The 26,268-nt window shown below is 31.2% G+C and carries 25 protein-coding genes; 10 read left to right on the plus strand and 15 right to left on the minus strand.

Annotated features, from left to right (window positions below):
* Positions 1–7 precede the first annotated feature (7 nt).
* Positions 8–1,513, plus strand: coding sequence for a UxaA family hydrolase (locus ACIJYA_RS04380; protein WP_435087495.1), 1,506 nt, complete (start codon positions 8–10; stop codon positions 1,511–1,513).
* A gap of 14 nt (positions 1,514–1,527) precedes the next feature.
* Positions 1,528–2,403 (plus strand): DMT family transporter, encoded by an 876-nt coding sequence (locus ACIJYA_RS04385; protein WP_435087496.1) that lies wholly within the window; start codon positions 1,528–1,530, stop codon positions 2,401–2,403.
* On the opposite strand, the gene ACIJYA_RS04390 is transcribed toward ACIJYA_RS04385, so the two are convergent.
* From ACIJYA_RS04390 to ACIJYA_RS04440, 11 genes are all read right to left on the minus strand, one after another.
* Positions 2,393–3,430: a Gfo/Idh/MocA family protein gene (locus ACIJYA_RS04390; protein ID WP_435087498.1), complete on the minus strand. Its 1,038-nt coding sequence runs from the start codon at positions 3,428–3,430 to the stop codon at positions 2,393–2,395. The genes ACIJYA_RS04385 and ACIJYA_RS04390 overlap by 11 nt on opposite strands.
* 1 nt (position 3,431) lies before the next feature.
* Positions 3,432–4,415 carry an aldose epimerase family protein gene (locus tag ACIJYA_RS04395; protein WP_435087499.1) on the minus strand — a complete coding sequence of 328 codons (984 nt, stop codon included), beginning with the start codon at positions 4,413–4,415 and terminating at the stop codon, positions 3,432–3,434.
* Positions 4,416–4,423: 8 nt separating this feature from the next.
* Positions 4,424–5,185: an SDR family NAD(P)-dependent oxidoreductase gene (locus tag ACIJYA_RS04400; RefSeq protein WP_435087501.1), complete on the minus strand. Its 762-nt coding sequence runs from the start codon at positions 5,183–5,185 to the stop codon at positions 4,424–4,426.
* Entirely contained in the window at positions 5,185–5,964 is a 780-nt protein-coding gene (locus ACIJYA_RS04405) for an ATP-binding cassette domain-containing protein (RefSeq protein ID WP_435087502.1), read from the minus strand. Before ACIJYA_RS04405 ends, ACIJYA_RS04400 begins: the two co-directional genes overlap by 1 nt.
* The gene (locus ACIJYA_RS04410) at positions 5,964–7,559 is read right to left on the minus strand and encodes an ABC transporter permease (protein WP_435087504.1); all 1,596 of its coding nucleotides are present in this window, start codon (positions 7,557–7,559) and stop codon (positions 5,964–5,966) included. Before ACIJYA_RS04410 ends, ACIJYA_RS04405 begins: the two co-directional genes overlap by 1 nt.
* Before the next feature lie 73 nt (positions 7,560–7,632).
* Positions 7,633–8,538 (minus strand): sugar ABC transporter substrate-binding protein, encoded by a 906-nt coding sequence (locus ACIJYA_RS04415; RefSeq protein WP_435087506.1) that lies wholly within the window; start codon positions 8,536–8,538, stop codon positions 7,633–7,635.
* 175 nt (positions 8,539–8,713) lie between these two features.
* Complete coding sequence (locus ACIJYA_RS04420) at positions 8,714–9,616, minus strand: ROK family protein (protein WP_435087508.1); 903 nt, start codon at positions 9,614–9,616, stop codon at positions 8,714–8,716.
* A 5-nt stretch (positions 9,617–9,621) separates the two neighbouring features.
* The gene (locus ACIJYA_RS04425; protein WP_435087510.1) at positions 9,622–10,371 is read right to left on the minus strand and encodes an SDR family NAD(P)-dependent oxidoreductase; all 750 of its coding nucleotides are present in this window, start codon (positions 10,369–10,371) and stop codon (positions 9,622–9,624) included.
* Position 10,372: 1 nt separating this feature from the next.
* Positions 10,373–11,845 carry a tripartite tricarboxylate transporter permease gene (locus ACIJYA_RS04430; RefSeq protein WP_435087512.1) on the minus strand — a complete coding sequence of 491 codons (1,473 nt, stop codon included), beginning with the start codon at positions 11,843–11,845 and terminating at the stop codon, positions 10,373–10,375.
* On the minus strand, positions 11,846–12,352 hold the full coding sequence (locus ACIJYA_RS04435) for a tripartite tricarboxylate transporter TctB family protein (RefSeq protein ID WP_435087513.1): 507 nt from the start codon (positions 12,350–12,352) through the stop codon (positions 11,846–11,848).
* 24 nt (positions 12,353–12,376) lie between these two features.
* The gene (locus ACIJYA_RS04440; RefSeq protein ID WP_435087515.1) at positions 12,377–13,348 is read right to left on the minus strand and encodes a Bug family tripartite tricarboxylate transporter substrate binding protein; all 972 of its coding nucleotides are present in this window, start codon (positions 13,346–13,348) and stop codon (positions 12,377–12,379) included.
* 68 nt (positions 13,349–13,416) lie between these two features.
* On the opposite strand from ACIJYA_RS04440, the gene ACIJYA_RS04445 reads away from it, so the two are divergent.
* Entirely contained in the window at positions 13,417–14,415 is a 999-nt protein-coding gene (locus ACIJYA_RS04445) for a 4-hydroxythreonine-4-phosphate dehydrogenase PdxA (RefSeq protein WP_435087517.1), read from the plus strand.
* Positions 14,412–15,587 (plus strand): L-rhamnonate dehydratase, encoded by a 1,176-nt coding sequence (locus ACIJYA_RS04450; RefSeq protein WP_435087519.1) that lies wholly within the window; start codon positions 14,412–14,414, stop codon positions 15,585–15,587. The genes ACIJYA_RS04445 and ACIJYA_RS04450 overlap by 4 nt, the downstream gene beginning before the upstream one ends.
* 7 nt (positions 15,588–15,594) lie before the next feature.
* Here ACIJYA_RS04450 and ACIJYA_RS04455 read toward each other — a convergent pair whose 3' ends face one another.
* The gene (locus ACIJYA_RS04455; RefSeq protein WP_435087522.1) at positions 15,595–16,752 is read right to left on the minus strand and encodes a Gfo/Idh/MocA family protein; all 1,158 of its coding nucleotides are present in this window, start codon (positions 16,750–16,752) and stop codon (positions 15,595–15,597) included.
* Between the two features lie 6 nt (positions 16,753–16,758).
* Positions 16,759–18,603, minus strand: a complete 1,845-nt coding sequence (iolD, locus tag ACIJYA_RS04460; RefSeq protein ID WP_435087524.1) for a 3D-(3,5/4)-trihydroxycyclohexane-1,2-dione acylhydrolase (decyclizing) — start codon at positions 18,601–18,603, stop codon at positions 16,759–16,761.
* 93 nt (positions 18,604–18,696) lie between these two features.
* Here iolD and ACIJYA_RS04465 point away from each other — a divergent pair, with 93 nt between their 5' ends.
* Both ACIJYA_RS04465 and ACIJYA_RS04470 read left to right on the plus strand, forming a co-directional pair.
* Positions 18,697–20,139, plus strand: coding sequence for an NAD-dependent succinate-semialdehyde dehydrogenase (locus ACIJYA_RS04465; protein ID WP_435087525.1), 1,443 nt, complete (start codon positions 18,697–18,699; stop codon positions 20,137–20,139).
* 2 nt (positions 20,140–20,141) lie between these two features.
* On the plus strand, positions 20,142–20,933 hold the full coding sequence (locus ACIJYA_RS04470; RefSeq protein ID WP_435087527.1) for an HpcH/HpaI aldolase family protein: 792 nt from the start codon (positions 20,142–20,144) through the stop codon (positions 20,931–20,933).
* Positions 20,934–20,945: 12 nt separating this feature from the next.
* Here the strand turns inward: ACIJYA_RS04470 and ACIJYA_RS04475 are convergent, their stop codons facing one another.
* Together ACIJYA_RS04475 and ACIJYA_RS04480 are read right to left on the minus strand one after the other, a co-directional pair.
* On the minus strand, positions 20,946–21,359 hold the full coding sequence (locus ACIJYA_RS04475; protein ID WP_023648238.1) for a MarR family transcriptional regulator: 414 nt from the start codon (positions 21,357–21,359) through the stop codon (positions 20,946–20,948).
* A 36-nt stretch (positions 21,360–21,395) separates the two neighbouring features.
* Positions 21,396–22,364, minus strand: a complete 969-nt coding sequence (locus tag ACIJYA_RS04480) for a DUF1907 domain-containing protein (RefSeq protein ID WP_435087530.1) — start codon at positions 22,362–22,364, stop codon at positions 21,396–21,398.
* Between the two features lie 86 nt (positions 22,365–22,450).
* Between ACIJYA_RS04480 and ACIJYA_RS04485 the strand changes: the two genes are divergently transcribed.
* The 4 genes from ACIJYA_RS04485 to ACIJYA_RS04500 are packed head-to-tail and all read left to right on the plus strand — an operon-like array spanning position 22,451 to position 26,267.
* The gene (locus ACIJYA_RS04485; RefSeq protein WP_435087532.1) at positions 22,451–23,395 is read left to right on the plus strand and encodes a ketopantoate reductase family protein; all 945 of its coding nucleotides are present in this window, start codon (positions 22,451–22,453) and stop codon (positions 23,393–23,395) included.
* On the plus strand, positions 23,396–24,265 hold the full coding sequence (locus ACIJYA_RS04490) for a 2OG-Fe(II) oxygenase (protein ID WP_435087533.1): 870 nt from the start codon (positions 23,396–23,398) through the stop codon (positions 24,263–24,265).
* A gap of 14 nt (positions 24,266–24,279) precedes the next feature.
* Complete coding sequence (locus ACIJYA_RS04495; RefSeq protein WP_435087535.1) at positions 24,280–25,269, plus strand: phytanoyl-CoA dioxygenase family protein; 990 nt, start codon at positions 24,280–24,282, stop codon at positions 25,267–25,269.
* A gap of 41 nt (positions 25,270–25,310) precedes the next feature.
* Positions 25,311–26,267, plus strand: a complete 957-nt coding sequence (locus ACIJYA_RS04500) for a hydroxyacid dehydrogenase (protein ID WP_435087536.1) — start codon at positions 25,311–25,313, stop codon at positions 26,265–26,267.
* The last annotated feature ends 1 nt before the right edge of the window (position 26,268 follow it).

Here is a 26,268-nt window from a genome sequence, read left to right on the forward strand (position 1 = left end):
TAAAACTGTGAATAATCTAATAGTTTTAAACCAAAATGACAATGTTGGTGTAAGTCAATTTATAATTCCTGAAAAAACTAAAATAGAAGGGCATGATATTAGCACAATAGATCCAATTCCATTTGGTCACAAAGTTTGCTTAAAATCTATAAATAAAGGTGACCCAATAATAAAATATGATCAAATAATCGGTTTTGCTTTAGACAACATAAGACCGGGTGAGCATGTTCATTCACATAATCTAGAATTTAGAGAATTTAAGAGAGATTTTAAAGTAACTAATAAAAAGAATATTATTAATGAAAAAGCAGATACTTTTTTTAATGGCATCTTAAGAGATAATGGTGATGTAGCCACTAGAAATTATATTGGAATTGTAAGTACTGTTAATTGCTCTGCAACAGTGACTAAAATGATTGTAGAAAGAATTAAATATTCCAATATTTTAAAAGATTATCCAAACATTGATGGCATAGTTCCTATTACTCATTCTACTGGATGTGGAATGAATATAGAAAGTGAAGGTATGCAAATCTTTCAAAGAACAATTGATGGATTTAAAAATCATCCAAACTTTTCACATGTTTTTGTAATAGGTTTAGGATGTGAGTGTGCTCAAGTAAGTTTGTTTGATGAGTCATTAAAAAAACATAACAGAATTCACTTCTTAACCATTCAAGATGAAGGTGGGACAAAAAAGATCGTAGAAAAAGTATTATCTCAAATTAAAAATTTGCTGACTGAAGCAAATAAAGTTGAAAGAACGTCTCAATCAGTAAATCATTTAACGCTCGCTTTGCAATGTGGAGGATCTGATGGATATTCAGGAATTACTGCAAATCCTGCACTAGGTGTTGCTGCAGATCTTTTAGTTAAAAAAGGCGGGAGCTCAATATTATCTGAAACACCTGAAATATATGGAGCTGAACACTTGCTGATTAATAGAGCCAACTCACAGGAGACAGCAGATAAATTAATAAAAAGAATTGAATGGTGGAAAAATTATACATCAATTAATAATAGTTCGATGGATAACAATCCTGCTCCAGGAAATAAAAAAGGAGGTTTGACTACAATTTTAGAAAAATCTTTAGGAGCAGTTGCTAAAGGAGGCAACTCCATACTTCAAGATGTTTTGATGTATGCAGAGCCTCTAAAAAATAGAGGTTTTAACTTTATGGATTCTCCTGGCTATGATCCTGTATCCGTAACAGGTCAAGTAGCATCAGGAGCAAATGTAATTTGTTTTACAACAGGTAGAGGTTCATGTTTTGGATGTAAACCAGTTCCAAGTTTAAAACTCTCAACTAATTCAGCCATGTATGAAAAGATGTCAGAAGATATGGACATCAACTGTGGAACAATTGCTGAAGGTGAAGAAAAAATAGAAGAAGTAGGACAAAAAATATTTGAATTAATAGTAAACACAGCATCAGGAAATAAATCAAAAAGTGAGATCAACGGCTACGGTGACGAGGAATTTAATCCTTGGCAAGTAGGCGTAGTAATGTAACAAAGATCTTCATTGTGCCTCAACAAACCCCTTTATTTAACGTAATTTTACTAGCTGCTGGTGGATTTTTTATGTTTGTCTGTATGGATTCTACGGCAAAATTCCTTGGTACTGTCATGCCTGTTACTCAAGCAATTTGGGGGAGATTTTTTTTTCACTTAATGTCTCTAATTATATTTTTTTTAATTTTTAAACCAAAAGTAAATTTAAAAAAAAATTTTAAACTTCAAATAATAAGATCCTTATTGATGGTCACTGCCACAACATTCATGTTTTATTCTTTACAGAAATTTGACTTAGTAGATATATACGTTGTTTTCTTTTCTGCACCTTTAATAGTTTCGTTACTATCTGCATATTTTTTAAAAGATATCTTATCTTTTAAGGGAATAATATTAATGCTTCTAAGTTTTGGTTCGATTATCTACTCATTAGGACCAAGTATGAAAATATTTAGTTTAGACTTAATTTTTCCAATTGTGCCTCCGATTTGCTGGGCTCTTTATCAATTTTTTACAAAAGTTGTATCTTCTGATAACGAACCTTTTGCATCAATTTTTTATACATCAATTCTAGGAGCAATTATTTTTAGTATTTTTATCTCTTTTAATTGGGTACCGTTAGAAAAAAATATTTATTGGCTTTATTTAGTATTACTTGGTGCTGCAGGTTTTGTAAGTCATTCATTAATAATTTATGCAATACAATTATCTAATTTATCATTTGTTACAAATTTTCAATATTCACAATTAATTTGGTCTACGATTGTAAATTTCCTAATTTTTGGAGTACCTTTTGACTATAATAAAATTATAGGTGTAATTGGAATTATTATATTTGGATTATTGTTTATTCACACAGAGGGTAAAAAGGATAAGGTTAAAGTCTAATTTTTTTTCCAAGCTTAGTACTTTTTGTAATTGCTGCAAAAATTTTAAGTGAAATCAAGCCATCGTTACCATTTACTTTTGGTTTAACTTTTTTGCAAACTACGTCTGCAAAATGATCAATTTGATTTATTAAAGTACTATCATCTTTTTTATTTTTATCTTCAGTTACTAAAATTTTATTCCACCAACTTTGTTCATTTTTATAAAACCAATATTTTAAATTAGGAAATTGTAGTGACCCCTTTGTACCACCAATCATGTATGCAGATTGATTAGTTATAGGGTAAGCAGGATTTTCTCCAGCTGTTAACTCATAACTCCATGGAGCAACAATAGTATCAGAAATATTAAGAGTGCATAATGCACCAGATTTAAAAACTAAACTAACTGTTGCTGTATCTTCTACTTTAAATTTTCTATTTTTATTTGTTGTAAAAGCTTGAACATATTGAATTGGACCCAATAGATAACAGATCATATCAATATCATGGACAAGATTAATCCCTAAAGGACCCCCACCTTTATTTGTTCTCCATTTTTCTTTATAATATTCCTTATGTTTATAAAGCCAACACAGCACATTTGCTGAAACTATATTTCCTAATTTACCTTTATCGATAAGCTCTTTTACCTTTGATACTATTGAGTTATGTCTTCTGTGATAGCCTATCAATAACGGTGTTTTATTTTTACTAGCGCTACTAATAATTTTTTTAGCTGAATTAATATTATCTGAAATAGGTTTTTCTAATAACACTGGAATTTTTTTCTTTAAAAAACTAACTGTATGCTTTTCATGGAGTTGATTTGGGGTCGCGACAATAACAGCATCTAAATTTTTTGAGTTTAAAAGTTCATTTACATTTGAATACAATGGAATTTTATATTTTTTTGATAAATTTTTAGCATTATTACTAATATCTACTATTGAATGTAGATTAGCTTTTTTTGATTTTGAAATAGCTTTGATGTGCTGGAGACCCATTAACCCGGTTCCCACAATTGATATGTTTATTTTTTTATACATTTTATGAAATATTTATTTTTGTAAAGTACTTATAAAGTTTATTTGGTTTAATTAAAGTACTTGGAAAATTTTTTTTATTCGGTGCATCTGGATAATGTTGAGTTTCTAAACAAACACCTTGGTAAGGAGCAAGTTTATTTTTATATCGCAAACCCTGACTAGTATAGAGCTGTACCCCTGGAAGATTTGAATAAAAATCTAATTGGATATTAGTTTTATTATTTCTTAGTGAAGCTAGATAATTTTTAGAATTTTTTTTAATACAATATGTTAAATCAAATCCTAATTGATTTATTGTATTTGATATTCTATTTATTTTTTTGTTTTTAATGATATTCATTTTTTCTCCAATATTTTGAAACTTATTGAAATCATTAATAGTTTTTTTAACTTTTTTAATTTTGCCAGTTGGGATTAATTTATTAGTTACTTCAAGATATTTTTCAGAATTAATTTTTAAATCATGATTAAAAATTATTTCTTTTTTATTTTTATTCAAGTTCCAATAACTATGGTTCGTTAAATTCACATAAGTAAACTGATTTGATTTATATTGGTATTTGATAAACAAACTTTTATTCTTAATTTCAAAAATACACTCTGAGCTCAGATCTCCTGGAAAACCTTGGTCTAAATTTTTAGATAACAATTTATAGATAATTTTATTTTTTGAATGATTGTGTATTTTCCACTCCAATCTATCAAAACCTATTTTTCCTCCATGTAGTGTATTTTTTCCCTCATTGCCATCAAGCTTATAAATTTTATTTTTAATCTTGAATTTTGAATTTGATATTCTTCCTGCATACCGACCACATGTAGCACCTACATAAAAATTTTTACCACAATAATTTTTTGTAGGACCTAGATTTAAAATTAAATTTATTTTCTTTTGCTTGTCATAAACTTCATACAAACAAGCACCAATATTAATTGATTTAACTCTTAAATACTTATTTTCTATCGTTGAGCTTTGTACCCTCACAAAGTCTATTATAACCAGCCTTTATCAACTACGTAAGATTGATTGGTACAACCCGAAGATTGTTCTGATGAAAAAAACAATACTGCTTGAGCAAGTTCATGAGGCATTAATTTTTCTTTTAAACACTGTCTTTTCATCAATTCTTTCTCAAACTCATCATTTAACCACAAATCTATCTGTCTTTGAGTCATTACCCATCCAGGTACAACCGAATTAACTCTAATATTAAACTCTCCTAAATCTCTTGCAAAAGATCTTGATAAACCAACTACTCCTGACTTTGCTGCTGTATAGGCGGCCATACCTCCCTGACCCACCATCCATGATGTTGACCCCATATTAATGATTGCCCCACCACCATTGTCTATCATTGATTTTTTAACGGATTGGACCGTGAAGAAAAAATGTCTTAAATTTACATTTATTCTTTCATTCCAATATTCTTCAGTTACATCATCAATTTTATGTCTAGTGTCATTAGCAGCATTATTAATCAAAATATCTATTGGTCCCTTATTGCTAATAATGTCAGCTATAGTCTTTTGAAGCTCTTTAATATTTAGAAGGTCACATTTAATAAATATTGGTAAGCTATAATTTTTATTTTTTATATCTTCAATTAATTTTTTTGACTCATCTTCATTAATATCTATAAAATAAACTTCAGATCCTTGTTCACAAAAATGCTCAACAATTGAAGCTCCTATCCCTGATCCTCCACCTGTTATAAACACTCTTTTATTTTCTAAATCGTAATATTTTACTTTCATTATAATTCCAATTCTTTGGCAAGATCACCAATTTTTGCACCACCCGCCATCAATCTTTTTACCTCTTCATTACCAAGTTCTGAAGATAACCCTGAACCAATTACTTCTCCCAAACTTAAAAAAGTAAATCGATCAGCTATAAGTCGTGCATGAATTTCATTGTGTGTAATAAGTATAATTGCAATGTTTCCTAAACTTTGAACTTTTTTTATTGTTTTTAAAACTTCCATTTGCTGCTTTTGACCTAGTGCTGATGTAGGTTCATCTAATATTAGTATCTTCGCACCAAAATAAATTGCTCTTGCAATAGCTAAAGTTTGTCTTTGTCCACCTGACATTGTTCCTACTGGTTGATTGGGGTCTGAAATATTAATTCCAATTTTAGACATTTCTTCAGTCGTTATTTTGTCCATCTCGTCCATTTGCATTAAACCAAATGCGCCAGGTCCTTTGGTTAATTCACGACCAAGAAAAAAATTTCTAGTAACTGAAGTTAAGGCATTGAGAGCTAAATCCTGATAAACTGTACCAATGCCTGCATCAGATGCTTGACGTGGTGAAGTAAAGTTAACTATTTCTCCATCTACTTTTATTTCTCCACTTGTCATTGGATGAACTCCAGATAACACTTTAATTAAAGTTGACTTTCCAGCACCATTGTCACCTAAAAGAGCGTGAACTTCACCCGGATAAACATCTAACGAAACACCATTTAAAGCAGTAAATGCTCCAAATTTTTTAACTAAATTTTTTATTTCAATTAATGGTTTTTTATCCATTAGATGTTTCCCATAATTCGTTTCCTAATGTTCTCATTTGTAAAGGCAGCAGTAACAAGAACTGCTCCAAGAAACACTCTATAAAAAGATCCATCAATTCCAGGAATATAAAAGAAGGCTTCTTTTGCTATTCCAAAAATAATCGTACCCAGGATAATTCCACCTATTGTTCCAAAACCTCCTGTTAGCACAACACCACCTATAACCGCTGCAGCAATTGCTTCTAATTCTTTTAAATTACCTTTAGCTGTATCCGCAGTATTAACTTCAAATACCTGACATGCAGCAAACATAGTTGCGCAAAATGCAGTATTCACAAATAATGCAATCTTAACTTTGTTTGTTGGCACACCATTAGCCTTTGCGGCATTAAGATTTCCTCCAGTTGAATAAATCCAGTTACCTGCTTGAGTTTTACTCAAAATAAAATAACAAATAAAAGCAATGAGTCCCCAAATCATTAAAGCAGAATACATTCCTTTAGCAAAAATGTTACCAAAGTTATTTACATTCCAATCTACTGTAAAATACAACCAATTAAAAACTGGTTCCATAATATCGCCTCCAAAGAAATTGGCTACTGGTCTTGCAGTAACTATGGTGTCGATGTAAGCTTTTGCTATATCTATATCAGTGACCACTTTTGCCGTAACTGCAGGAACATCAATTCCAGCTTCAATTTTCTTTGTCAAAATTTCTACCATTGATTCATTGCCAGATTTTTTTGCCCCAGCTAAAGATTTTTCTAAGGTTTGAATCATTTTTTCTGAATTTATGTCAGTTTTTAAAGCTGCAACTTTTTCATTGATATATGTTAGTCGTTCAGTTAATTTTGCAACCGTGCTAGCAGGCACAGTGCTAAGAATTTCTAATAATTGGTCATTTGGTAAAGCTTTAGCTGCATCTCTTTCCATTTCTCCAAGACCTGGTACATTTATAATATTTTTGATATCTGGCAAATCGGTAACAGTTGTTGATCCAGCAGTTTGATCAGGAGCTCTATTAAATGCTCTATATGATACTTCTGTTAAACCTCGTAAAAAGAAAAGTCCACCTAGTGTAACAATGAAAGAAGATATACCACTTTTTACAATTACCCATCCCTGGATCCATCCAAAAGATAGAGTCATACATAACGTAATTAATATTGCTAATAATGGTGAGACGTCTCTAATTTCAAATAATTGAACCCCCTCAAAATGAAAACCTCCTACAAAAGATACATAAGGAATAACAACAGCAAAACCCCATTTTAGTATCATTGCCATACAACCACCAGCAAAACCAATCATTGAGCCAACTGAAAGATCAAATTCACCTGCAATAATTAACATCCCAGCAGCAAGTGCTACGATCCCTAATTGAGCAATTACCCTAAAATTATTTCTAATTCCTAAGGCGTTAAATCCTTCACCAGAAAAAGGGTTAAGAGAAAATTCTCCTTCTGGAATAGAAAAGTATCCCAACATACAAAAAAGTAAGATCATTACCCCCAAAGGTCCAATCTCTGGACGAGCCAGTAATGCGGAATACCATTTTTTTTCACCTTGTCGGTCTGACTCTTGTCTTGGTTTGTTTGTTGTTGATGTATTCATTTTTAAAAAAGGTTTGTTAATTTTATAAAAAAAAAGGGCCGATTAAATAATCGACCCTTTAAATTTTAACTAACTATCTGTCTATTCCTGCAAGAGCAGCAACTGAAGAAGCGTTAGACTTATCTACAAAGCCAGGTCCTGAAGGGATGTTAGCTCCTGGAAGAAGTCCAGCACTGTTGTTGTACAAGTGTAATACGATAACTGGCACATAACCTTGTAGTCTTTGTTGTTGATCAATAGTGAAAGATACTCTTCCAGATCCGATTAAGTCCATAACTGCAGGACTTAAGTCAAAGCAAGAATGGTGTACTGTCATACCAAGATCAGCTAAAGCTTTATCAACAGCTTCACATACGTGAGGTCCTACTGAAAGGATTGCATTGACATCTTTGTTAGCTTGTAAAGCAGCAGTAGCTCTAGTTTGAATAGTAGCAGGGTCAGATGTAGTATCAGTCATTTGCATAGGAACTGCAGAACCGTAACCTTCACATCTGTCTACAAGAGCTGTGTTGTATGCTTCTTGAATCATACAAAGTGCTTTAGTAGCACCTTCAGCTTTTGCTCTTTCACCAGCTTTTTGTCCAGCAAGTAATTCAGGCTGACCAACATGCATCAAAGCACCTAGGCTAGCAGAAGACTCTAAACCAGAGTTCATTGTAATTACTGGAACACCAGCTGCAACAGCAGCTTTAATAGCTGGTCCTAATGCATCTGGGTCTGGTAAAGAAATTACCATACCATCTGGTTGAGTAGCTGCAGCAGCTTGAATTGAGCTTGCCATATCAGCCATGTCAGCAGAAGGGTTGTAGATGTATTCGAAGTCAGCACCGATTGCTCTAGCTGCATCTTCACCACCTTTTTGAACTACTGGCCAAAAAGGATCTTTTCCTTCACCATGAGTTATCATGACGTATCTTTCAGCGAAAGCAGTAGTTGCAAATAATGCAAGAGCTGCAATCGAAAGTATAAGTTTTTTCATTATTTCTCCCTTTTAAATTAATTTAAAAAATGAAATATAACTGCTTTGAGGAAAGATCATAACAAAAAATATAAATACAACTTTCAATTGATTTTTTTTTATCAATTTTTTTTCCCTTCTATTCTTGTCTTTTGTAAAATTAAAATTTTCTAAATTAAATTTTTAATAGAAATTTCTAGTATGTGGCACTTCTTCCCAATCTTGCGGCACCACGAACACCACTAGCATCACCATATTTTGGTTTTAAAAAAACACCTTCGTATTCTCTGCCAATAACAAATTTCCTCACTAACGAGTCTATTTCATGTAAAAAATCAATTTCATTTGAAACCCCACCTCCAAAAACAAAAGCGTCGGGATCTAAAATATTTATTATACTTGAGAGTGACATTGCTAAATTTACTTTAAAATCATCTATAAATCTTTCTGCATCTAAATCATGTTTTCTATTTAATTCAAAAATTTCATTTGTTTTTAAATTTTTTCCATAAAGTTTATTAAATCTTTTTGCTAAACCTAAACCAGATAAAAAACTTTCAATCTCAGCTTCTCTTGGATTGCTCGAGTCAAAATTTTCTTTTTTAGCAGCAAAATAAGGAATTTGATTATGGCCCCACTCTCCTGCAACACCATTCGGACCACTTACTATTTTTTTATCAATCACTAAACCACCTCCAACTCCCGAACCCAAGATTATACCATAAACAATTTTGTAATGTTTGCCTGCTCCATCTATAGCCTCTGACAAAGCAAAACAATTTGCATCATTTTCACAAAACACTTCTTTCCCAAGTGCTTTACGTAAATCATTTTGAAAAGGTTTTTTTTCTAACCAAGTTATGTTGGGAGCATTTTTAACCAATCCTGTTTGAGGAGAGTGAACCCCTGGATGACAAACACCAATTGGAAGTTCTTTTTTAAATTCTTGCTCTAATTGTCTATGAATATCTCTTATAGAAGTAATAATTTGAGTGTAATTTTTTGGGCATAGTATTCTAGATCTGTGTTTTTCTTGTCCATCTTTTTCAAGTACAACACTCTCTATCTTTGTTGCACCAACATCTATACCTACTTGCATAATTATTAGTAAGTTGCTCTACCGCCACTTAAGTCGAAAACAGCAGCAGTTGAGAATGAATTTTCTTCACTAGATAACCATGTAACTAAAGATGCTAATTCCTCAACTTTTGCAAATTTATTTCTTGGAATTTTTGAGAGCATATAATTTATGTGTTCTTCTGTCATTTGATCAAAAATTCTAGTTTTTGCAGCAGCTGGTGTTACACAGTTAACAGCTATATTTTTAAGAGCCAACTCTTTACCTAATGATTTTGTTAAACCAATAACCCCTGCTTTTGAAGTACTGTAAGCACTTGCATTTGGATTTCCTTCTTTTCCAGCTATTGAAGCAATATTAACTATTCTTCCATAATTATTTTTTTCCATAAATGGAACAACTGCCTTACAGCAATAAAAAACCGAATTAAGATTTAAATTGATAACTTTATTCCATTCGTCTAAAGGGTAATCGGCAACTGTTGTATTCTTTCCAGCAATCCCAGCATTATTAATAAAAATATCTATTTTACCATTTTTACTTTCAATTTCATTTAAACTTTTAGTGATATTTTCAAAATTACTTACATCTACAATCTGGTAACTTAAATTTTCAGAATTAACTTTGTCTAATGCTTTTTTTATAGCATCTTCATCAATATCCCAAATAACTACTTTTGCACCAGCTTCGATAAATCTCTCAGTTACTGCTAAACCAAAACCTTGCGCTCCACCTGTAACGACTGCAACTCTTTTACCTAAATCATATTTAATCATATTATTTTTTTTTCTTTTTTGATCTTAATAAAGGAAAAGCTAGAGCAATTAAAGATAAAATAAAGAATGTTAAAGCAATAGGTCTTGTTAAAAACATTAACCAATTTCCATCAAATATTACTAATGATTGTCTAAGAGTACCCTCAACCAATTCTCCTAATATTAATCCTATAATAACTGGAACAACAGAAAAACCATATCTTCTCATAAAAAATCCAAGCACTCCAAAGAATATCATTATCCAAACATCTATAATTGATTGACTTAATGAATAAGTTCCACAAACAGACACTGCAAAAATCATTGGCCATAAAATCTTATTAGGTACCAATGTTATTCTTGCAAAAATCTTAGCACCAAAAAAACCAAATATAAAAAATAGTACGTTAGCAATTAACATTGCACCAAAAATTCCATATAAAAATTCTGGTTGCTCTCTAAATAAATCAGGACCCGGTCTTACCCCATGAATGATTAAGCCCGTTAATATTACGGCAGTAGTTGCACTACCAGGAATACCTAAAGCAAGTGTTGGCACCATCGCTCCACCTGTTGCAGCATTATTAGCAGCTTCTGCTCCTGCAATTCCTTCTATTGAACCCTTACCAAATTCTTCAGGTTTTTTTGAAAATCTTTTTGCTTCAGAATAACCGATTAAAGATGCAACTGTGCCACCTTCTGCAGGAAGCACTCCTATAAAAGATCCAATACCTGATGATCTTAAAATAGTTTTCCATGTTTGTTTATAATCATTAAGTGATGGTAATTTTACTGCTTTTAAGGCTACTCTTTTAAAAACTTGATCTAGTAAAGTTGATTGAGTTAACATTTCACTAATTGCAAATAAACCAACAACAACTGGTATAAAACCAATACCCTCAGATAATTCATTAATTCCATAGGTAAATCTATCTATTGAAGTCATAAAATCTTTTCCAATAGTTGAAATCAGTATTCCAAAAGCTCCAGCAATTAAGTTTTTTATTGGACTTCCATCGCCAATAGAAGCGAGCATAGTTAAACCAAAAATAGCTAAAGCAAAGTATTCTGGTTGCCCAAACTCATAAGCAAGTTTTGCCAATAAAGGTGCAAAAAAAACTAATATAATCACACTAAAAATTCCACCCACTGTGCTTGATACCGTTGCCATTCCAAGAGCTCTACCTGCCTCACCTTTTTGGGCCAATGGATAACCGTCCAAACATGTTGCTGCTGCTGCAGGTGTTCCTGGTGTGTTAATTAAGATAGCTGTAATTGCTCCACCATAAGTACCAGCACAGTAAATAGAGGTTAATAATACAATTGCTGAAAGAGGATCAAGTGTCATAGTAAAAGGTAAAATTAATGCACCACCTGTTGTTGGTCCTAGTCCTGGTAAAACTCCTAAGATTAAACCAAATAAAGTTCCAAAAAATAAAACTACCATTAGTTTAGAACTAAATAGAGGTGCCAACATTAATAATAAATTATCCATCTAATTATAATAAATGTTAGTTATTATTCCTGGTGGAAATCTTAAACCTAAAATTGTTTCAAAAAAAATAAATACTATTACTGGAAAAATTATACCTACTAATAATAAATAAAATAATCTTTTTTCACCCCAATTATAAGACACAAAAATTGATAAAATAGAAATTGCTAGAAAAAAATCTAAAGTTTTTGAAATTACTACAAAAAAAATAAAACTTAGTAATGTTAAAAAAAATGTTTTAGGTAATTTTTTTTCAATTTTCCATGGTTTTTTTTTTGATAAATAATAAATAATTAACGTTAAACTTATTATTAAAACCAACAATGCCTTTGGGAAAGTTGCTGGTTGAATACCTCTGTTTAAAATTGGAGGAACAATATCAAATGTAAAAGTTGTAATTAGTAAAATAGTAGAAATAAATATTATTATAAATGAAACTTTAAATTCATCTTTAAAAAAAAAGGGCAAACTTTTGTTTGCCCTTTTTTGTTTTCGTACATTATTCATTAATTAAATGTACTGTCTTTAAAATTACTTAATGTAACCTAAAGCTTTAAGCTGTGCAGTCATTTCAGTAAGCATTTCTTCCATTTGCTTACCCCATTCATCAGCACCAACTACACTAGTGTCATCAAGACCGATTTCAGTTAAGAAATTTTTGTAATAGTTGTGTCCCATAGCTTTCATCATTCCAGCTTCTAACTCTTTAACTCTTGCTGCTGGAGCTCCTTTTTTAGTTACGAAACCTCTAACAGTAGATAAAGAAACAGGTATTCCTAATTCTTTAGCTGTTGGAGAATCTCCAATTTTAGCCATTCTATTATTTGCTAAAACAACAGAAACACATAGTGTTCCATCATTTATTTCTGTTAATGCTTCCCCTAAGTTCAAAACACCTACATCAATATCTCCTTTGATTAGGTTAGTTTTGATTGGAGCTACACCTTTATAGGCAACAATAGTTGGATCTTTTAATCCACCTTTTTTAGTAAATGCAATTGCACTTACATCATCAATTCCACCAACATGAGTTGTTCCATATTTAAGTGATTTTGATTTTTGAACACTAATAAATTTTTTAGCATCTTTGATGTCAGCTTTACAATTTACAACAAACAATTGAGGATCATCAGTTCCTCTTGCAAGTGGCTGCATATCGCTAATTTTAACTTTAGTTTTACCTAATGCCATTGATACAGCATGACCAGTAGTCCAAGTTAAAGTGTGTTGACCGTCAGCAGGTAAGCTCATCATGTAGTCCATAGATACAGCTCCACCACCACCTTTTTTGTTAACTAATTGCATATCTTGTTTAAGAACTCTTCGAGCTCTTAAAAGCATCATTCTAGTAGTTACATCAGTACCACCACCAAAACCAGCGTGAGTAATTGCTTGAATAGCACCATCTGCTTTTGCAGAAGTAGTAAGCATTGGTAATGCTATAACAAAAAATTCAGTCACTAGAAATGCAGCAGCTAAGAAAAGTTTAAAACTTTTTTTCATTATTTCCCTCTTTAGTTAATTTATAATTAATTATATAAACATAATCTGATACAAATCGTAAGAAAAAAATGTCTCAAAAAAAAATTAATATTGCGCTTCTTCTAGGGGATCCTTCTGGTATTGGTCCAGAACTTGTATCTAAATTATTGAATAAGAAGATTACTAATAATGCTAACATAGTTGTTATAGGTGAAAAAAATATTTTAGAAGGTGGTAATAAAATTTCTGGTAGTTCACAAAATCTAAAATATGTTGATAACTTTGATCAAATAAATTTTGAGGAAGGCAATAAGTTTTTTCTGGATATTTCTAATGGAAAAAATCATAGTTATAAATTATCAGAGTGCTCTAAAGAGTTTGGTGAGAGTGTTCTATCTGCATTAAATTTAGCCTTAGAACTTGCTAAAGAAAATAAAATACACGCGATAAATTTTGGTCCATTCAATAAAACAAGTTTAAAACTAGGTGGTAATAAATATTCTGATGAATTGCATTTAATGGCTGAAAAATTGGAAGTAAAAGATTTCTTTTGTGAATTTAATGTTATTGATAATTTTTGGACAGCTCGTGTTACATCTCACATTCCAATTAAGGAAGTTCCAGATCATGTTAAAAAAGAAAAAATTATGAAACCAATTAAGCTTATCAATGAGGCAATGAAATTAAACGGTATAAAAGTTCCTAGAGTAGCAGTCCAAGCACTTAATCCTCATGCTGAATTTGGAACTGAAGAGAAAGATGAAATTATTCCAGCTATAGAAGAGGCCAAAAAACTAGGTATTAACGCTGATGGACCTTTGCCTTGTGATACTTCTTTTATTACTGCTTATAAAAATAAAAACCACGATTGTATTGTTGGTATGTATCATGACGCTCTTCAATCTGGCTTAAAAGCATTTGGTTTTGACAGAGGTGTTACTGTTCAAGGTGGATTACCTGTTCCAATTACTACACCTGCTCATGGCACTGCTTTTGATATTGCTGGCAAAAATGAAGCTAATATAGAACCTACTTTGAATTCATTTAAAATTGCATTAACAATGGCAGAAAATAAAAATAAAGCATGACAAAAATAAAAGATATTAGAACCAAAGTTTACCAATGGAATGGTAAAACTGTACCTCCACAAAACAACTTTTGTACAAATGCTTCAGATCTTTTATTTGAAAAGTCTGATGCTATGGGTTCGTTTAGATTTCATGAATGGTTGATTTGTGAAATTGAAACTGATGATGGGATCGTTGGAATTGGAAACGCTGCCTTGGCACCTCAAGTTGCGAAAAAAACAATCGATACATATTTAAAACCTTTAGTAATTGGTGAAGACCCTTTTGATTGCGCTTACATCTGGGAAAAAATGTACAGAAGAACTCATGCATGGGGTCGTAGAGGAATTGGTATGGTTGCAATTTCTGCTATTGATATCGCTCTCTGGGACATAATGGGTAAAATTACAAAGAAACCAGTTTTCAAATTATTAGGTGGAAGAACAAAAGAAAAAATTCCTGTTTATGCATCAAAACTTTACAGCCAACCTATTAAAGATCTTCAAAAAGAAGCTGAGAGTTATGTGAAACAAGGTTTTAAAATGTTTAAAATGAGATTTGGCTGGGGCCCTAAAGATGGTCCTGAAGGAATGAAAAAAAATATTGAACTCGCAGAAGCTGTACGAGAAGTAATAGGTGAAGATACAGATTTAATGATGGAATGTTATATGGGTTGGAATTTAGATTATGCAAAAAGAATGATTCCAAAATTAATGAAATTTAATCCGAGATGGTTGGAAGAACCAGTTATAGCAGATGACATTCATGGTTATGCTGAACTCAATAATATGAACATGATTCCAATTTCAGGTGGTGAACATGAGTTTAACATGTTTGGATTTAAACAATTATTAGATTTAAAGGCAGTAAGCTATATTCAATATGATAACAATAGAGTTGGTGGTTTTACTGCTGCTCAAAAAATTAATGCGATTGCAGAAGCTCACCAAGTTCCTGTTATTCCTCATGCAGGTCAAATGCACAATTATCATTTAACAATGTCTAATTTCAATTGTCCAATTTCAGAATTCTTTCCAGTTAATGATGTGGAAATAGGAAATGAACTTTTTTATTATATTTTTGAAGGTGACCCTGCGCCAGAAAATGGATTTATTGATTTAGATGATAATAAACCAGGACTAGGTTTGACAATAACTGATAAATATAAATCTGATTTTAATATTATTGAATAATAAAAATCTACTTTAATATTTTTTTTATTTCTTTAAATAAAAATGGCCTTGGTTTCTGGCAACTTGTTTTAATTAATTGAGAAACTCCAGAAGTACAAGCTTTCATTGTAGATTGAATTATATCCAAGACATGTAAAGATAATTCTCCATTACATTTGTTTATCTTTTTATTTTCTATTGAATAAGCCATTTCAGCCAAACCTGCTCCACGATAGTTTGCATTGGTTGAAGACTTATTAGCTCTTGAACTTTGAGATCTAATATTAATTTTTCCTAATGGCATCTTATTAGTTTTGTATTCTTTCCAAGGATCTCCCAAATTTTTACAAATATAAACCGAACCACCAAACATATTTGGGTCTGGAACTATCATCGATCCTTTATCACCATATAATTCTATGTGGTTTCTTTGGTGAGCTATGACATCAAATGATAAAGTTAACCTAATAATCGTTCCATTTTCAAACGTAATAGTTGATAAATAAGTTGTGGGACATTCAACTTTAAACGATTTATTTTTTCTTGGTCCAATGCCAATAATTCTTCTCTTAACTCCATTCACAACACTTCCTGTAACTTTTTTTGCTGGTCCCAATAAATTAACTAAAGCAGTTAAATAGTAAGGCCCCATATCAATTACTGGTCCACCTTCTTTTTTTGCAAACCAAGGTTCAGGATTAGGGTGATAAGATTGAACTCCAGGAAAAGCAAAAATTGCATTTCCTAAGTTAATTTTGCCAATAATTTTTTTATCGACTAGTTCTTTTGATTTTTGAATACCACCACCCAAAAAAGTGTCTGGAGCGTTTCCAATATAAAGCTTTTTCTTTTTTGCAATTCTTAAAAGATCTTTTCCATCCTTAAAATTAATTGCCAGTGGTTTTTCAGAATAAACGTGTTTACCATTAACCAATGCCTGCTTTGCAACTTTATAGTGAGCTTTTGGAATAGTTAGATTAAGAACAATTTCAATTTCTTTATCTTTTAAAAGTTCATTTACAGTTAATGCTTGAATTTTATAGGTTTTTGCACATCTAACTGCATTACCATGATTTATATCTGCACATTTAATAATTTTAATATTGTTAAAATATTTTTCAGCTCTGAAATAAGTCTCTGAGATATGACCGCAGCCAATGAGGCCAACTTTAAATATTTTATTCATAAAGAGTTACACGCCTTGTCTTTGTTTGCTCTTTCCCTCTTTATAAAGTTTTATAGCTTCTTTGTTTTCTTCAGTTGTTGGGATTTCTAATGTGGGACTATCCCAAAACGCAGAACCTTCTAACCACTGATAAGCATGTGTCTTAATTGAAATTACATATGTAACATCAGATTTTTTTGCTCTTTTAAATGCTTCTTCAAGTTCAGATATAGAATTTACATGTTCTGATTTAGCTCCCATGCTTTCAGCATGTTTTGCAAAGTCAACACCTACAAGTCCAGGTGTTTTTGAGCTTTTAAGTAGGTTGTTATATTCTTTACCACCCTTAAATAATTGAAGTCTATTAATGACTGCAAAACCTCCATTATCACAAACAACTATTATAAGTTTATTTTTAGTAATAACTGAAGAATAGATATCAGTATTATTCATTAAGTATGATCCATCACCAATAAATGAAATAACCTCTTTATCTGGGTTGGCCATTTTAATTCCAAGAGCACCTGAAATTTCATAGCTCATACAACTAAAACCCCATTCTGTTTCATGAGTGTTTAATTCTCTAGGTCTCCAAACTTGAACAACTTCACCAACTAGTCCACCGGCAGCTGTTACTGCTATATCTGATGCATCAGAATTTTTGTATACAGCGCCTATAACCTGAACATAACTTGGTATCTCTTGATTTGATGGAGCACTTGCTTTATCAACTTCTTCATTCCATGCTTTAAGTTCAGTTTGAGATTTTTTGTTCCACTCTTCTCCAGCCTTCCACTCATCTAAAGCTAAAGATAATTCATCTAATGAAACTTTTGCATCACCTATTACAGCTTGTGCTAAATGTTTGTTTGCATCAAATCTTGATACATTTATTGATACAAGTTTAAAATTTTCATTCTCAAAATTTGCCCAAGAACCTGTAGTAAAATCTGCAAGTTTAGTTCCAACTGCAATTGCAAGATCTGTTTGTTTGGCTAGAGAATTTGTATTTTTTCCACCCAAACCCCCTATTTGACCAGCATAATGTGAATGATCTCTTTTCATTGTGGAATAACCCATTACAGTTTGAGTTACTGGAATATTATGTTTAATTGCAAACTTGCTTAATTCGTCCATCGCATCAGAATAAAAAACTCCACCACCAGAAATAATTATTGGATTTTTTGAAGATTTTATTTTTTCAGCTGCTTCTTTTATTTGAAACTCATCAGGTCTAGGTCTTCTAATTGTATGTACTTTTTCTTTAAAAAATTCTTCTGGATAATCAAAAGTTTGTCCTTGAATATCTTGACATAAAGCAATGCAAGCTGGTCCACAATCAGCAGGATCTATCATAGTTTGAACAGCTGCTGGAAAAGATTGAATAATTTGTTCAGGTCTTGTTATTCTATCAAAATATCTTGTTACAGGTTTAAAAGCATCATTTGCTGTAATTCCTGGATTATTAAAATGTTCAACTTGTTGTAAAACTGGATCTGGCATTCTATTTGCATATGTATCCCCTGGTAAAAACAATATTGGCAACCTATTACTCATAGCAACACCAGCAGCAGTTACCATATTTGTTGCTCCAGGACCAACTGATGAAGTTGCTACAAAAATTTGCTGTCTTCTTTTTGCTCTTGCATAACCTATACCAGTTAAAGCCATATTTTGTTCATGATGACCTCTATAAGTGGGAAGTTCATTTTGATTTTCTTCAAGTGCCTGACCTAAACATGCTACATTTCCATGCCCAAATATTCCAAATACACCTGGAAACAAAGGTTCTTTTTTCCCATTAATTAATATTTTTTGAGCTATTAAATATTTAACTACTGCGTGAGCACAGGTGAGTGTAATTTTTTTCATAAATTAAGTTTATCTTTAAATGTATATAATGTTTATATATAAATATATTTATAAAATAAAAAACCACATTAAGTAAACTTAAAAATAAATTCTATGTATAGTAAATTTGGACAATTCATTGACGGTAAGTGGCAACAAGCAGAAAAAAATGAAACATACGATGTAATTAATCCAGCTACTGAAGAAGTAATTGGTAAAGCATCAAGAGCATCTTCAGCTGATGTGCAAAAAGCACTAAAATCTGCTGAAAAAGGCTTAGAGATTTGGAAAAATACTGCACCTTGGCAAAGAGCTTATACTCTTAGAAAAATTGCAGATTTAATGAGAGAAAAAAAAGATGTTCTTGCTAAGTGGTTAACACTTGAAGTGGGAAAACCTCTTGCAGAAGGTGTTGGAGAAGTTGGTGGTGGAGCTGATATTTTTGAATGGAATGCAGAAGAGACAAAGAGAATTTATGGTCAAACACAACAAAGTAGATTTCCAGATACTAGAGTGCATGTTTATTATCAGCCAGTTGGTGTAGTAGCAGCATTAGTACCTTGGAATTTTCCAATAGTTTTGGCTTCTAGAAAGATTTCTACTGCTTTAGCTGCAGGTTGTTCTGTTATTTGTAAGCCAGATACAATTACTCCTGGCGCAGTAATGGAATTAGTTAGCATATGTAAAGAAGCAGGAGTACCAGATGGAGTGGTAAACCTTCTATCAGGTGATCCGGCTGAAATATCAAATGAATTAATGGAATCTGATATTATTAAAAAAGTATCTATTACTGGCTCAACAAGAGTTGGAAAAATAATTTTAAAAAAAGCAGCTGATAAAGTTCAAAGAGTTACAATGGAACTAAGTGGTCACTCTCCCTTTATTGTTTGTGAAGATGTAGATATGAACAAAGTTGCTGATATAGCTATAACAGGTAAATTTAGAAATAACGGTCAAGTTTGTATTTCACCTAATAGATTTTATATCCAGGAAAATAGAAAAGATGAGTTTGTAAGTGCATTTATGGAAAGAGCAAAAAAACTTAAGATAGGTAATGGTATGGATGAAGGTGTTGAGTTAGGACCTTTAACTACCGCAAAAAGATTAGAAGAAATTGAAAAATTAGTTGAAACTACAAAAAATGAAGGCGCTAAAGTTTTAATGGGTGGAAAAAGACCTGCTGGTTTTAATAAAGGGTACTATTATGAACCAACAGTTTTTGATGATGTGAAAGATAATTTTACAATTATGAAAGAAGAACCTTTTGGTCCACTTGTGCCTATTCTAACATTTAAAACTTTTGATGAAGTTATTGAAAGAGCAAATGATAATGATTTAGGTTTATGTAGTTATTTATACACAAACTCAATGGACCAAGCTCATATAGGGTCTGAAAAATTAGAATCTGGATGTGTTGCGGTTAATACAGGCGTAGTTGCAATTGCTGAGGCACCATTCGGTGGAATAAAACAAACTGGTTATGGACGTGAAGGTGGATCAGGAGCAATCAAAGATTATCTAAATGTAAAATACACTCATATGGGTTTAAAAATATAAAAATGAGAAAAAATAAAATTAAGGAAATGATGAAGGCAGGTAAACCTGTCATTAATGGTTGGTTACAAATTCCTAGCACTGTTTCAGCTGAAGTAATGGCTCATCAAGGTTGGGACTCGCTTACAATTGATATGCAACATGGTTTAGTTGATTACACTAATGCTTTACCAATGTTGCAAACTATATCAACAACAGATGTAACTCCACTTGCAAGAGTAAACTGGAATGAACCTGGTCAAATAATGAAAATACTTGATGCAGGTTGTTACGGTATCATCTGTCCAATGGTAAGTAACAAAGAAGAAGCGGAAAGATTTGTTCAAGCATGTATGTACCCTCCTCATGGTTATAGAAGTTTTGGTCCTGTAAGAGGTTTAATTTATGGTGGTTCAGATTACGCTAAACATGCAAATGATGAAATGCTTAAGTTAGCAATGATAGAGACAAAAGAATCTTTAGGTAAACTTGATGAAATTATGTCAACACCCGGTGTTGATGGTATTTATATTGGTCCAGCAGACTTAAGTTTAGCTATTGGTGAAGAACCAGGTTTTGATAGACCAGAAAGCACAAAAGCTTATTCAGAAATTTTAAGAATTTTAGAACATGCTAAAAAAAATAATATTTTTGCAGGAATTCACAATGGTACGCCTGAGTATGCACAAAAAATGATTGATAAGGGTTTTAATTTTGTAACAATTGGTGCTGATCAAAGAGCATTAAGTGCTGGATCTAAGGCTGTAGTTGATAAAATGAAAGGTTTTTCTAAAAAAGAAGAATCTAAAGCTTATTAATTAAAATATTTATTATATCCCTTTATAAAGAATATCTCTTCTATCAATAAACCCTTCAAAAGTTTTTATTGTAATTACAGATGGTAAGATAAAGATAGATCTTTTGTCTTTTTCATTTCTTATAATTCTAAAAAATCCTTTTTTAATAGCAGTATCGATATAAACATTTGAGGTTAAGTAAGATTTTTCAATAACTTTTAATAATTCATTTTTAGTAATTGATTTATTTTTATAATAAGCAAGCATTACCATATGTAACATGATCCAATGTTGTGGAGTCAATGAGAACCAATTAAGTAATTCATTTTCCAATCTTCCTTCGAAGTCACCAAGTGACACTTCAGCTAATTTAATTCGTTTTTGAGTAATTTTTGGAATTTTTTTTTGTTCCTCAAAATGCTTAGGATACTTAAATTGTCTCTTCATTAGTCAAATGTTATCTTAAAGAAAGTTAAATTAATATTATTTTTTTTTGTTTAATTCTTTATATATATTGTTAACTCTGTACACTTCTTCTGCAGTATTAAAATACCCTTCGCACTCTATTTCATCTGGTGTTACATCAAAGTGATAGTGGCCAGCAATATTTTTTTTTGTATAAGAGTGAAAATGAGTGTGTTCGCCAGACTCTCTTAAGTTAAGTGCCCCTCCTGCTGGATCACCCGTCCAAAGTACGCTGTAACCTTGTAGCTCTGGTCCAACAGGTTCATAAAATTGTAAAAAATCTTTTACACACTTCATTTGTTTGGGGTCATAGTATTCATGTTTAATATCAGCATAATCAGGCTGAACATGTGATTTAATTTTTCCTTTTAATATTCTAAAAACGCCTGCTAATGCAAGATGATCGTTGCCCTCAATTTTTAAGTTGTCAGACAAAGCTTTTCTCATTGCTTGAGGTAAAGAGCCTTGTTCACCAGATCTTCCTTTTATTTTAATTTTGATAACTTTTCCTCTTACCCCATCAGTATAAAAAACGTTGCCTAAGCCACCATGTTTTCTAGCTGTATATTTTTCAGCAATACATTCTTTGTTAGCACCAACTCGAGCAATAATTGATTTTGACTCAGAGGTAATTAAATTTTCATTAATTACTAATTCACCACAATGACCTTCTAAACAAGACATGGCACCTGAGCCAGCACCTAATGCATAACTTTTTTCTGATCCAATCATTTTAGAAATTTCTTCATAATCGAATTCAGCACCAATAAATTTAGGATCGTGCATGTAAGGTTCGCCACCAACATCTATAATTTTTTGATTACCACTTATTCCCTCAGAAGGACAACCCCAATCTCTCAAATTTGGACAGTCAACTATAGATATCACGACGGTTTTGTAATTATTAGATAATCCAACTTGCAAAGCTTCAGAGATTTTATCTAATGAATATTCTTTAAATTTTGATTTTTCTATTTTTAATTGCATTATTAATTAAGCTATAATTTATTTTGCAAGATGTCTATAGATAATATATATAATATCTATACATAAATTAATTTTAAAAAAAGATAATGATAAATAAAAATTTAAAAGTTGCAGTTTTAGGCGCTGGTGCAATGGGCTGTTTGTTTGGAGGTTTGTTAGCTGAAAAAGGGCTAAATGTAATTCTAATAGATGTTTGGAAAGAGCATGTAGAAGCAATAAATAAAAACGGTCTTAAAATGGATGGTCATGGTGGGGATAGATTTATAAAAGTGAAAGCAACAACTAATCCATCAACTGTAGGTATTGTTGATGCAGTAATAGTAATGTGCAAAGCAACTGTTCTAGAGCCAGCTCTCAACAGTATTAAAAATATCATTGGTGAAAAAACTGTTTTTATGTCTTTTCAAAATGGTTTTGGACATGAGGCTATTATGAAAAAAATTGTTGGAGATGAAAAAGTTTTAGGTGGAACAACAACTCAAGCATCAAATATATTGGGACCTGGACATATAATGAACCACGCAGCTTTACCATCTTGGATAGGAGAATACGAGGGCGGTATGAGTGAAAGAGTTAAAGAGGTAGCTGATACTTTCACGGCATATAATTTAGAGACAATTGCGGCAGATGATGTAAAGAAAAGAAAATGGATGAAACTTTTTGCATTAACTGCAATTGGTCCTTTATCTGCAATTTTTGATCTACATCACACAGATTTATATATTAATAATAGTGCAAATGATGTTTCAAGATCTCTTGGTAAAGAAATCATATTAGAAACAAGACAAGTAGCTTTAGCAGATGGTGTTGAGGTATCTGAGGATGAGTGTCTATTTATGTTTAATAAAATTGTAGACTCCAATCAAACAAATAAATCATCTATGGCTTTTGATGTTCAATATAAAAGAAAAACTGAAATTGACTTTATAAGCGGTGTGGTTTCAAGTCTTGGAAAAAAACATGGAATAAAAACTCCTTTAAACGATTTAATGTACAAAATGATAAAAGTTAAGGAGGGAATGTATAGCTAAATGCTAAATATTGAGAAATTAAAAAAAATTAAAAGTAATTTTCCAGTTTTAGTAGGTAGAAACGTTATCCCAAAAAATATTTGCAAAACATTAATTAAAGAAATCAGTAACTCCAAATCTTTTGATGACATGATCATGGGTGGGAGAAGTCGAATAAACAAAGGGTCTAAAAATTTTAATAATTATATTAAAAAATCAAAAACCTCAAAAAAACTCTTTAAAGTTTTCAATGGTAAATCTTTCTATAAAAAAATTGAAAGTATATTTAAAAAAAACTTTAAAGATGGCTCTTGGGCAAATTCAAATCTTCCAAAAATTTTTAATCAAAAAAAGTTTACTATTAAAAAAAAATTAAACTCGAGTGAACTTCAAAAAATGCTTGGGAATAATTACTCTAACCCAAAAGTAAATTTAGATATTGATTTTTCTGTTTCAAAAGGTGGATACAGATTAAGACCACATCGAGATGACATTACAAGATTATATAATTTTTTAATTTACTTAACAGATATTCCAAAAAAGAACGGTGGATCACTTACTATTTATAAAAAAAAGGCAAAAAAGAATCTAAGAAAAAGCTTCAGGAGATTTCCTAAAATTAATGAACTTGAAATTGTGAAGGAGTTTACACCTAAGCAAGGGACGGCTGTTTTTTTTCAATCAACTCCCAACTCTTATCATGGCGTAAAAAGATTTATTGAAAAAAATTGTTCTAAAAGGTTTTTTATTTATGGAAGTTACGCCCTGAATAAGCCAGTAATTTGGAAATTTAATAATATTCCTTATTATCCTCACATAATTCAAAATAAAAAAAAAATGCTTACATCTTTTCATGATGCAAATTATCTTACCATCCCAACTACAAATTAATATAAGTTTAAAAAATGAAATCATTGACTAAAAAAAAATTTGAAGAACAGGGATACTCAATAGTAAAAAATGTTTTAAATTTTGATAATGATCTAAAACCCATCTTAAATGACATGGAATATGTAATGGATAGACTGATTCATAAATTCTCTCCTAAAAGAAAAATATCAAAAGCTTTAAAATTTAAATTTGAAAAAAAATATAAGTTTGTATCTTCTCTTAATATTTTTGATCTAGATCAGTATTTCAATACACGACTACCTAGAGACCATGTTAAAAAAGATAGCGAATACTTTGCAAGCCATTCTCTTTGGAATTTAATTAAACATAAAAAAATACTTAAAGTTGTTGAAAAAATACTTGGACCAGAAATACTTTCTAACCCAGTTCAAAACACAAGGATAAAACAACCAGAAAAAACATTACCTAAAAAATCAATTAATGATGGTTTAAGCGGAAGGACGCCTTGGCATCAAGATGCAGCTGTACTATCCACTAAAGGTCAAAAAAAAACTGAACTTTTAACAGTATGGATACCTTTTACAAAAACAACTAAGAGAAATGGCTGTATGATCACTGTTCCTGGAATAAATAAATTAGGATTATTAAATCATCACTCTGGCTACAGAGGACAAGTTGAAATAAAAGACTCAAAATTACTTAATTCAAAAAAAGTAGCTTACTTAGAAGCTAATGTGGGAGATATAGTTTTGCTACACCGACACTCTGCACATTGCTCCATTCCTAATAAATCTAATAATTTTAGAATAAGTGCTGATCTCAGATATAATAAAGCAGGTCAAACCTCTGGTCGAGAGCCATTACCAAGTTTTTATGTAAAAAGTAAAAATAAAAAAAATATTACTATTTCAAATTTTAAACAATGGCTTGCTCTATGGGAAAAAGCTAAAGAAAAATGTATACCTAGAAAATATGCCTTTAAATATCCTTTACCTACATTCAAAAATAAAAAAAGAGATCTATCTAGGTTAATTAATTTTTAAATAAATAATTTTATAAAATATATATTTGTGTATAAGAGCTTATGAAAAAAATTTTAGTTATACAGCCTATTCATGAAGCTGGAATTGAATTGCTTAAAAATAATACAAATTACGAATTTGAAATTGTTGAAAATGTAGATCCTAAATTTCTCAAATCTAAAATTAAAGACTGTGATGGAGTATCAATAAGAACAGCAAAATTAACTGGGGATGTTATTGAAGCAGCAAATAATTTAAAGATTATTTCTAGACACGGTGTTGGTTACGATAATATTGATTTAGAAGCTTCTAAAAAAAATAACTTAACTCTTGCCATTACAGCAACGGCAAATGCAGTAGCTGTAGCTGAACATGTAATGTTTATGCTCCTTAATATTTCTAAAAGAAAAACTATGTATGATGACACTGTTAAGGAAGGAAAATTTAATGATAGAAACAAATTGCCCAAAACTGTTGAACTTTGGGGTAAAAATATACTAATTGCTGGTTTTGGTAGAATTGGTCAATCTTTAATAAAACGATGTCTAGGGTTTGAGATGAAAGTTTTTGTTTATGATCCTTTTGTTTCTAAAGATGTTATTGAAAATTTAGGTGGTATCAAGGTTGATAGTATGGAAGATGCCTGCAAAACTATGGATGCTGTATCTCTTCATATTCCGTTAAATGATAAAACTAAGAATATAATCAATTATGATTTACTAAAAACAATGAAAAATAATTGTATTATTATTAACGCGGCTAGAGGTGGTATTGTAAATGAAGTTGATCTGGATAAAGCTTTGAATGAAGGTTTAATTTTTGGAGCTGGTTTAGATGTTTTTGAAACTGAGCCACCAGAACCCAATAATCCATTATTAAAAAACGATAAAGTTTTTCTAAGTCCACACACAGCAGCTTTTACTGAAGAATGCATGACAAGAATGGGTAAAGAGACAATACAAAATATTATTGATTTTTTTGATGAAAAGTTAGAAAAATCTAAAATTGTAAAATTATAAA

The sequence above is a fragment of the Candidatus Pelagibacter bacterium nBUS_29 genome, assembly GCF_051200905.1.
Lineage (GTDB): Bacteria > Pseudomonadota > Alphaproteobacteria > Pelagibacterales > Pelagibacteraceae > Pelagibacter.

Coding starts and splice junctions, on each gene's coding strand:
- ACIJYA_RS04390 (WP_435087498.1), bottom strand. CDS start 3,430: ATGTATAAAAAAATAAACATATCAATTGTGGGAACCGGGTTAATGGGT.
- ACIJYA_RS04400 (WP_435087501.1), bottom strand. CDS start 5,185: ATGAAAGTAAAATATTACGATTTAGAAAATAAAAGAGTGTTTATAACA.
- ACIJYA_RS04405 (WP_435087502.1), bottom strand. CDS start 5,964: ATGGATAAAAAACCATTAATTGAAATAAAAAATTTAGTTAAAAAATTT.
- ACIJYA_RS04410 (WP_435087504.1), bottom strand. CDS start 7,559: ATGAATACATCAACAACAAACAAACCAAGACAAGAGTCAGACCGACAA.
- ACIJYA_RS04415 (WP_435087506.1), bottom strand. CDS start 8,538: ATGAAAAAACTTATACTTTCGATTGCAGCTCTTGCATTATTTGCAACT.
- ACIJYA_RS04420 (WP_435087508.1), bottom strand. CDS start 9,616: ATGCAAGTAGGTATAGATGTTGGTGCAACAAAGATAGAGAGTGTTGTA.
- ACIJYA_RS04425 (WP_435087510.1), bottom strand. CDS start 10,371: ATGATTAAATATGATTTAGGTAAAAGAGTTGCAGTCGTTACAGGTGGA.
- ACIJYA_RS04430 (WP_435087512.1), bottom strand. CDS start 11,845: ATGGATAATTTATTATTAATGTTGGCACCTCTATTTAGTTCTAAACTA.
- ACIJYA_RS04435 (WP_435087513.1), bottom strand. CDS start 12,352: ATGAATAATGTACGAAAACAAAAAAGGGCAAACAAAAGTTTGCCCTTT.
- ACIJYA_RS04440 (WP_435087515.1), bottom strand. CDS start 13,348: ATGAAAAAAAGTTTTAAACTTTTCTTAGCTGCTGCATTTCTAGTGACT.
- ACIJYA_RS04445 (WP_435087517.1), top strand. CDS start 13,417: ATGTCTCAAAAAAAAATTAATATTGCGCTTCTTCTAGGGGATCCTTCT.
- ACIJYA_RS04450 (WP_435087519.1), top strand. CDS start 14,412: ATGACAAAAATAAAAGATATTAGAACCAAAGTTTACCAATGGAATGGT.
- ACIJYA_RS04455 (WP_435087522.1), bottom strand. CDS start 16,752: ATGAATAAAATATTTAAAGTTGGCCTCATTGGCTGCGGTCATATCTCA.
- iolD (WP_435087524.1), bottom strand. CDS start 18,603: ATGAAAAAAATTACACTCACCTGTGCTCACGCAGTAGTTAAATATTTA.
- ACIJYA_RS04465 (WP_435087525.1), top strand. CDS start 18,697: ATGTATAGTAAATTTGGACAATTCATTGACGGTAAGTGGCAACAAGCA.
- ACIJYA_RS04470 (WP_435087527.1), top strand. CDS start 20,142: ATGAGAAAAAATAAAATTAAGGAAATGATGAAGGCAGGTAAACCTGTC.
- ACIJYA_RS04475 (WP_023648238.1), bottom strand. CDS start 21,359: ATGAAGAGACAATTTAAGTATCCTAAGCATTTTGAGGAACAAAAAAAA.
- ACIJYA_RS04480 (WP_435087530.1), bottom strand. CDS start 22,364: ATGCAATTAAAAATAGAAAAATCAAAATTTAAAGAATATTCATTAGAT.
- ACIJYA_RS04485 (WP_435087532.1), top strand. CDS start 22,451: ATGATAAATAAAAATTTAAAAGTTGCAGTTTTAGGCGCTGGTGCAATG.
- ACIJYA_RS04490 (WP_435087533.1), top strand. CDS start 23,396: ATGCTAAATATTGAGAAATTAAAAAAAATTAAAAGTAATTTTCCAGTT.
- ACIJYA_RS04495 (WP_435087535.1), top strand. CDS start 24,280: ATGAAATCATTGACTAAAAAAAAATTTGAAGAACAGGGATACTCAATA.
- ACIJYA_RS04500 (WP_435087536.1), top strand. CDS start 25,311: ATGAAAAAAATTTTAGTTATACAGCCTATTCATGAAGCTGGAATTGAA.